6 protein-coding genes are annotated in these 7,440 nt (G+C 45.8%); 4 read left to right on the top strand and 2 right to left on the bottom strand.

Going from position 1 to position 7,440, the window contains the following annotated elements; all coding sequences use genetic code 11:
• The first annotated feature begins 743 nt into the window (after positions 1-743).
• Both QUB51_RS29695 and QUB51_RS29700 read left to right on the top strand, forming a co-directional pair.
• Entirely contained in the window at positions 744-1,514 is a 771-nt protein-coding gene (locus QUB51_RS29695) for a hypothetical protein (protein WP_333234019.1), read from the top strand.
• 312 nt (positions 1,515-1,826) lie between these two features.
• Entirely contained in the window at positions 1,827-2,273 is a 447-nt protein-coding gene (locus QUB51_RS29700; RefSeq protein WP_333053284.1) for a hypothetical protein, read from the top strand.
• 366 nt (positions 2,274-2,639) lie between these two features.
• Here the strand turns inward: QUB51_RS29700 and QUB51_RS29705 are convergent, their stop codons facing one another.
• Together QUB51_RS29705 and QUB51_RS29710 are read right to left on the bottom strand one after the other, a co-directional pair.
• A complete protein-coding gene (locus QUB51_RS29705; RefSeq protein WP_333053285.1) occupies positions 2,640-3,194 on the bottom strand; it encodes a cyclic nucleotide-binding domain-containing protein in 555 nt (184 codons plus the stop codon).
• 330 nt (positions 3,195-3,524) lie between these two features.
• On the bottom strand, positions 3,525-4,508 hold the full coding sequence (locus QUB51_RS29710) for a DUF1517 domain-containing protein (protein WP_333053286.1): 984 nt from the start codon (positions 4,506-4,508) through the stop codon (positions 3,525-3,527).
• Between the two features lie 300 nt (positions 4,509-4,808).
• Between QUB51_RS29710 and hemB the strand changes: the two genes are divergently transcribed.
• Both hemB and QUB51_RS29720 read left to right on the top strand, forming a co-directional pair.
• On the top strand, positions 4,809-5,792 hold the full coding sequence (gene hemB / locus QUB51_RS29715) for a porphobilinogen synthase (protein ID WP_333053287.1): 984 nt from the start codon (positions 4,809-4,811) through the stop codon (positions 5,790-5,792).
• Positions 5,793-6,428: 636 nt separating this feature from the next.
• Positions 6,429-6,917 carry a GNAT family N-acetyltransferase gene (locus QUB51_RS29720; RefSeq protein ID WP_333053288.1) on the top strand — a complete coding sequence of 163 codons (489 nt, stop codon included), beginning with the start codon at positions 6,429-6,431 and terminating at the stop codon, positions 6,915-6,917.
• Positions 6,918-7,440: the final 523 nt, after the last annotated feature.

Below are 7,440 nucleotides of genomic sequence, written 5' to 3' on the forward strand. Positions count from 1 at the left end.
ACTTCCACTCTTGAAAGTGGGATGGGCGTCCCGCCCGTCCACTCATGACGGGCGGGACGCCCATCCCACAATAACAACTAAAATTGTAAGTTATTTAATTCGCGATCCTAACTAGATGAACTGCGAAAAACATAAGTATGTCATTGCCAGTGAAATGAAGCAATCCCAAAGGTTGTGATTTGTTTACATTTTGTTACATTTTCAAGTTTGTTTGTGTCGCTCTACTTAATGGCCAATGAGTAATTATTGAGGACTTATATCATGTCCGATCGATTATCCCTAATACCGTAGGGGCGGGTTCACGAACAATATCTGCCAATAATTGACAATCTCAAAAACCCGCCCTTTTAATCGCTCCCAAACCAACAAACCGTTTCCTTTAACTATTATGGATTGGTTCAATCCCGTGTATGTTCTTGGAACAAACCAGGCGTTTGGAAACCCTTGTGTCCCAGAGTATTACTAATCACTAATAAACTGGGTTCAATAGGACGATTTCTTAACTGTCACAGCTTATTCCTCCACACCTAAACAACATACCCACAATCAAAACAACATTCCACGATTGAGGTAGAGCAAGTATTTGTGGGAAAAAACAGGTTTTTCGCCACTCTTGCCCTGCATTGTTACTCATAACTAATGAACCGGGATTAATAGGACGCTCACTTAACTGTCACAGTTTATTCCTCCATACCTAAACCACCTACCCACAATCAAAACAACATTCTACCAAGGCGATCGCTATGTATTACACTTTCGCAGGTTTTGGTGCCGCCACAGGCATATTTTTGCTGCTAGTTTTTGCCATTCTGCAATGGCTGCACGTCTCCGCCGGCAGTTTTATTGATTGGGTAATTGCCATTGCTATTTTTGAATGGCTGTTGCTGATAGTTACAGTTCCCTGGAATATCCATTTTGAAGCTAAAGAAGTTTTAGCGCAAGCCGCAGAATCGACTAAAAAAAACATTGCTGTCGATCGGGAACAACTCCAATACGTTACTGTATTAGTTAGCCGATCGCTCTTGGTGGCGATCGCACTTCACCTGTTTAGCGCGATCGCACTTTACGCCCTAGCCGCCGCCGGAATTAGTGCTATTGGCTATCTCAGTTCCGCTGCTGCACTGCTGTTAACTGTACTGCGTCCAGCTATCCGAGGTTATCAGTATTTAGCCCAGCGGCTGACAAGTATCCGCCGCCAATTTTTGCACCCCCGCGAAGATATTGTCGAACTCCGCAGCCGCTTTGCACAATTAGAATCTACAGTTAGAGACTTGACCGATCAATTAAGTTCCGACAATCCGAATTCGTGGGTGGCTGTCCAAAATCGGGAACGGGAAGCTATCAGAAGAGAACTAACTACTGTATCCGCATCTCTACAATCTTTGCAAGCGACAAATCAGGCAGAGCACACTAAACTGAGAAGAGATGCAGAAAGTGCGATCGCCCAACTCACCGATGACGGACAATTTCTCAACCACGTCCGCGAAATCATCCGCTTCTTTAAAGAATCGTAAAGTCTGTTGATAGTTGATAGTTGACAGTTGACAGTTGTCTGTTGACTGTTGTCATTAGTTACCAATGCCCGATGCCCGATGCCCAATTGAAAATTCCCTATCTTTAGATAGATGCCAAATAGTTGCAGATAGTTAAAGTTTTAATAAAAACACAATTTAGTCAGTCTTCAGGAAGATGCAATAAAGGTATTTTCCCTAACAGCAATTTTTCGCAAACTATAACCAAAGATAGTTTGTGAATGAGCTAGCTTGGGATTAATATTTAAACATAAGCCAAAGACCTTTTTTGAAAAGATAACTCAGGAATAAATCATGACTAATCGCCAACCAATACCCCCCAAAGAAGAAGTTAGCAAATCAACACCGGCCGACGAACAAATCGAAGCCAATATGGAAGCCCCCCACTACGACAGGGGCATTACTCCTGCGGAGACAGCAGCGCGGCAAGAACGGGAAGGCGCTAACTTCATGCACACAACCACCGAAGCGAAGCAGAAAAGTGCAAAAACTGATGACCAAACCGATGACGAAAGCATTCACACTACAGATGGTTATACAGTAGACAAAGAAGGTCTAGTTAACAATTACGCGATCGAACCGGAAATGTACATCAACGAACCGGGCGATTTGAGAGCAAAAGAAGAAGCCGAAGCCGCAGAACGCGCTCGAATTCTCGCAGAAATCAAAGATAAAAAAGGCGAGGAAGGAAAACTGACAATGGATGCAGACACCCGTGGCAAAGGGCCGGGCATTATCTAGATTGTGTGGTTGGTAGTTGCGTTTCAGCGCGCGAGGTTGCAACTACTGCAAAGCACAGAGGCGGGTTTTTATAGTTCCGGCAATTATCGATCGATATTTCCGGTAAAACCCGCCCCTATTTTGTTTTCCACATCTGTTTTTTGAGTTGAGATGTTACATCTTACATCTTGCACCAATCTCAATAATCCTTTTTTGGGCGGGCAGGATGCCCAACCCCTACTCCCCACAAGAAAACTCATTTTTTGTGGAACAGGCATCTTGCCTGTTCTTCAGAATGGTGCAAGATGTGAGTTACATCGTACATCTCTCAATTACCCTCTCAATCGGCCAGTTTTCACACCCAGCGCAAAAACCCCTTAAAATTCCTCAAGCTTTAACATTTTCCCTCAGCCAATTAAACTTAGCCTCAGCTAGCGCCAAATTTTCCAGAACGTTAGGATTGATATCCTCGCGTTCAAATTCTGGTTGATCTAATTCAATATTGCGACCATATTCTATATGTCGGATCGTACCGCGCATCCTGTCTGCCAGACACAGTGAAATTCCATAATAAAACCGGGAAGCAAAGCCCATATCGTTTTGAAGTTTGATGACTAACTGCCGCCTAGGAATTGCCAGCAAGTGAGTTTCTTCTATTGCCTTTACCGTTGCTAAAGGAGGGCGAGCGTCAATGAAAGAGACTTCTCCCACCAGTTCTCCGCTGGCTATTTTAGCGAGTTCTCTAGTCCGCTCAGCCTCGATTAAAACGCTCAAACTCCCCTTCAAAACAATGTAGAGCGCATCTATCTGCCTCCCTTCATGGATCAAAATCCCCCCCGGATCTAGAACTTCCTTTTTGCCTTTTTGAACGATCCAGTTGATATCGTCATTATTTAACTGGCTCAAAATAAAAAGTGCTTTTTTTCTGCTGCTGTCGGCCATAAGTTTTAGCTCTCGATCGCTTCTTCTTTATATAAAATTTAGATGGCGTGCGATCGCAACTTCTTCCGAAGCAGTCCTCGCTCAATAGAGTTTTTTTTATCCTGCCTAACTTCCTCGCAAAACCCCTATCGGGCAGGCTTTGCCAATAGCAGATAAATCATGCTCAAGCATGATCTCTCAATACTAGCATTTGTTAAACAATCTTTTTTAATTCGATCGACCTCCCTAACCTCCCGCGAAATTCGCGTCTCAAAAGCAATTGGGTTCACCCGCCCAGCTTTGCTGCGGGATGGGGCGCGGCAGACAATGCTCCGCGCCCAGTCTTGCTCACTAAATCGATCGCAAATCAGGATAGCCGGCCAACATATCGTCAGCAGTCAGAGTGTCCCCGTTGGCTTGAGGAGTCCACAGCACCTCAACCGCCAGCAACTGCTCGCTCGATACTCCCCCAATCTGGCGCAAAGCTTGGCGCAAATCTTCAGAGTTTTTCACTGCTGGCAATTGCAATTTACCTTGAGTACCGACAATCACCGTCACCACAATAAATTCCCCAGGCTCTGAATTCAAATCAGAAGCAACCAGCGCCCCATTTTCCTGCAAACCTGGCAGGATATTGCTGCTCCCTGCTTGGCGGAGCTGATTGTTATAATTCGAGAGCGTTTCTTCAGTAAATTTACTGCGTTCTGCCAAAGAAAATTGATTAAACTTAGCTTCGGCTGCTTCCAAGCGAGTTTGCACAGATTCAGCGCCCGCGTAAACCCAGTATTCAGGATGCCGCAACAGCGCCAGAGTAGATTCTTGCAGCACTTGAGCGCGACCGGCTGCTGTATCGGTATCCGCTTTTTGCGCGAGGGCGTCGAGTTCAGCTTGCAAACCGCGGGCCTCTGCTAGCAAACCAACTTGCAAGCGGGCGACAGATACGGTGGTAGTGGCGGCGCTGTTGCCGAGTTCGTCAGTTCCGCCCCCGGCGCGGCGGAAGCTTTGGACGAGGAAATTAGCGATCGAAATAAAAATCAAAATCGAGAACAGGCCGCCAAACCCGCCCCCAAAGCCAAAAAACGGCAGCAAGAACGGGAAACCAAAGCCACCTCCAAAGCCACCACCCGGATAGTAGCCCCCTCCCGACGGCGCGTAAGTGCGACTAGGAGACGAGTAACTGCGCGCCGGAGCACTAAAAGATCCGCCCCCGATGCGTCCTCCGCTGCGGGCAGCCAGAGCTCCATCAGCGTTACCGAGGGCTAGCGTCAGTACCAGACCGATCGCAAATAGTGATTTCAAAAGCGGTTTCATCTTTGAAATTAGTTGCTTGTACATAAGACCGTTACTATTCGATACATTTATAATTTACAGTCTATCCTCGCGAATGGGCAGCCTGGTTATAGGTATGAAGCCAGCGAGATATCCGTACCAACCGATCCAACCACAGTTAGGCCTGAGTCTGCAAACGAGAAAAGCTAGAAAGGACTGGCATTCCTGACTGCGAACAAAGGACATCGCGGGTTTTACAGAAGTTTACTTATGTAAAGGGCGATCGGCCAACAATAAGCTCTAGACTTTTAAAGAAGCGCCACGAGTCCTAGAAAACAGGGCTTTATCTACCGTAAAAAAAACATTATGTTTCCAACTCACCGCCCCCGCCGCCTCCGCAACCATCCCCAACTCCGCCGGATGGTGCGCGAAAATATCTTGACAACCAGCGATTTAATTTACCCCCTATTTGCCGTACCGGGGGAAGCTTTTGCTAAAGAAGTCACATCGATGCCCGGAGTTTTCCAGCTATCGGTAGACAAAATAGTAGAAGAAGCAAAAGAAGTCTACGACCTCGGCATTCCGGCTATTATTTTATTCGGCATTCCCGCAGACAAAGATACCGACGCGACAGGTGCTTGGCACGACTGCGGCATCGTCCAAAAAGCGACGGAAGCAGTTAAAAAAGCCGTACCAGATTTAATCGTCATGGTCGATACTTGTCTGTGCGAATATACCACTCACGGTCACTGTGGCTATTTGGAAGTCGGAGATTTAAGCGGTCGCGTATTGAACGATCCCACACTAGAATTGCTGAAGAAAACCGCTGTTGCTCAAGCTAAAGCCGGTGCAGATATTATTGCCCCTTCGGGAATGATGGACGGTTTTGTCGGAGCAATTCGCGAAGGATTGGACTCCGCTGGATTTGAAGATATTCCCATCATGTCTTACGCGGCAAAATACGCCTCAGCTTATTATGGCCCATTCCGAGATGCAGCAGAGTCTGCCCCGCAATTTGGCGATCGGCGCACCTATCAAATGGACCCCGGAAACGGCCGCGAAGCTCTTAAAGAAATTGCTCTCGACATTGCCGAAGGCGCAGATATGCTCATGGTTAAACCCGCTTTAGCTTACATGGACATCATCTGGCGCGTGAAGGAAGCAACTAACCTGCCAGTTGCTGCTTACAACGTTTCTGGGGAATATGCGATGGTGAAAGCCGCCGCCCTCAACGGTTGGATAGATGAAGAAAGAGTAGTGATGGAAACTTTGACAGGATTCAAGCGTGCTGGTTGTGATTTGATTTTGACTTATCACGCCAAAGACGCCGCCCGCTGGCTGCAAAACTGATTCATTTGATTTGAGATTAGAGATTAAAGAATTGACTCCACAGCACAATCTTCGGGTGTTCTTGTGGAGTCAACACCTCTCTCGATAGATGATTTTTGAGCAATTAGGCAAGACACAAGCTATCGCTTACCTATAAACGACGCCTCGAAACCGGGTTTTTACCGTTTCACTGGGCTGTAACTGAGATATTGTACCATTCTCAAGAACAGGCTTTCCGGCCTGTTCCACAAAGAGTGAATTTTCTTGTGGAACAGGCCGGAAAGCCTGTTCATAAAAAGCTTATTGACAATGGTACAACATTTCTGTTGTAACGAAGTATTGCTATGAAAAAACCCGGTTTCTCTGTAGACAAACTCCCAACCCCTTAAAAATCAGTCATTCCCATCTAAAATCTCTAATCTCAAATATCAAATGGTATGAGTTCTAAGTTGGGAATTTTGAGTCAAAGACTTTTTTTCAAAATTTACCCCAAAAAGTATTAACGATCACCGAAATTAGTTAGAAAATATGTATGAATAAAAATAGTTTTGTAAATGGGGAATTCAACCATTGATCGTTCCCAAGCAAAATTAACTTTCACTCGTGTAAAACAGTAAAAGTAACACAGTTGAGATACAACTTCAAGGCAGATTGAGCATGACATCAACGACTAGGGATTCCAGTCACATTCAATTTTGTATAGGTCGCGATCGCGCCGACATCGTACAGATCCAAGAACTATTTAAAGCCGCCGCCTTTTGGGCGAGGGAACGCAAGATAGAAGATTGGGAAATTGCGATCGCCAACAGCGAACCAGTTGTTACAGTGTGGGACGGCTCACGGGCGATCGGCTTTGCCAGAGCCACCTCAGATGGCATCTATCGAGCCACCATCTGGGATGTCGCCATTCACCCGGATTACCAAGGTGCAGGACTCGGCCGCAAATTAGTGCAAACCGTCTTGAGTCACCCTCGGATGTGCCGAGTAGAGCGAGTTTACCTGATGACAACTTACAAGCAAAGCTTCTACGAGCGCATCGGTTTTCAGCAAAACGCTAGCACCACCATGGTACTTGAAAATCAGCTTCTCGAAGAGAATCTCGAATTAGAAATTAGCAACGGCGAATTGCTAACTGCTAATTGTTAAATACTCACAAGATTGGCACCAAAATCTATAATATGTAGGGTGCTCTTCGGCGCACCTTACTCCCTATAAATAATTTCCTTGTTTCATATTCCCTCTTCCCTCTTCCACACCTCGGTTAAATCTGTTAAATCCTTTGCCCTCTTCCCCACCTCCGTTACATTTCATATGTTGCACCATTCTCAATTAGCCTTTTAGGAACAGGCTGGACGGCCTGTTCCACAATAAAATTCATCTCTTGTGGAACAGGCCGTCCAGCCTGTTACTTACAATGGTGCAATATCTCAGTTACATCCCGTAATTGCTCGTGGCCGAACGGGAGCATCTCATATTTGTAAAAACACTTCTTCTGGCTCCTTCCTTCTTCCTCTTTCCTCCTGACTCCTGCCTCCTGACTCCTGCCTCAAATTTCTAGCTTGGGTGCTTTCATTGAGATGCCCGTGGCCGAACCAGGGTAAACGCATCTAAATTAAGTTGACAGAAAATCATATTTGTGCATGATTTGTTTTTTATAAAACAATTCTTA

The organism is Microcoleus sp. AT8-A3, from assembly GCF_036705675.1.
Classification (GTDB): domain Bacteria; phylum Cyanobacteriota; class Cyanobacteriia; order Cyanobacteriales; family Microcoleaceae; genus Microcoleus.